Here is a 772-nt window from a genome sequence, read left to right as displayed (position 1 = left end):
TGTTGGAGGGAAAAATGGTCGCGGCGTTATTGCAACGTGTAGCTATGAGGCGAGAGCTTTTGGTGTGCGTTCGGCAATGTCTACAGCAAAAGCGTTACAACTTTGCCCAAGCTTAACGGTAGTGTCTGGAAATATGGAAAAGTATAAGGCGGTATCTAGGCAAATCCATGAAATATTTAGACGGTATACGGATGTAATAGAGCCACTGTCGTTAGATGAGGCATATTTAGATGTCACAGGTTCTAATTTGTTTCAAGGTTCAGCAACTTTAATTGCAGAAGACATACGTAAATCTATTCAAACGGAATTGAATTTAACGGCTTCAGCAGGAGTTTCCCCATTAAAGTTTGTTTCTAAAGTCGCTTCAGATGTGAATAAGCCTAACGGTATATGTATTGTCCCACCTTCTGAAATCCAAACTTTTATAGACGAATTAGAACTAGGGAAAATAAATGGTGTTGGGAAGGTGACGTTAGAGAAATTAAACAAACTTGGCTTGTATAAAGGGGAGGATATTAAGAATTTCGATAAAAACACTTTGATTTCAAAATTTGGTAAATTTGGGCATACGCTTTGGCAAAGGTGCAATGGTATTGATGATAGAGATATTGTTGTTGAAAGGGTAAGAAAGTCAGTAGGGGTTGAACGGACATACTTAAATGATATTCATAGCCTGGATGAATGCATGCTTGTAATAAAGCCTTTGTATGTCGAATTAGAGCAAAGGTTAGAAAAAGCGCTTGCAGATAAAGTGATCACGAAACTCGGTGTG

At 38.5% G+C, this 772-nt stretch carries 1 protein-coding gene; it reads left to right on the top strand.

Translation table 11 applies throughout. The features are described 5' to 3' along the window. Positions 1-772: DNA polymerase IV (gene dinB / locus OH460_RS27310; protein ID WP_270000193.1), on the top strand; the 772-nt coding region annotated here is incomplete at both ends.

Source organism: Vibrio sp. Makdt (assembly GCF_027587015.1).
Classification (GTDB): Bacteria; Pseudomonadota; Gammaproteobacteria; order Enterobacterales; family Vibrionaceae; genus Vibrio; species Vibrio chagasii_B.
Note: the sequence above shows the minus strand (reverse complement) of the source record. Positions and strands in the feature narration are given on the sequence as shown.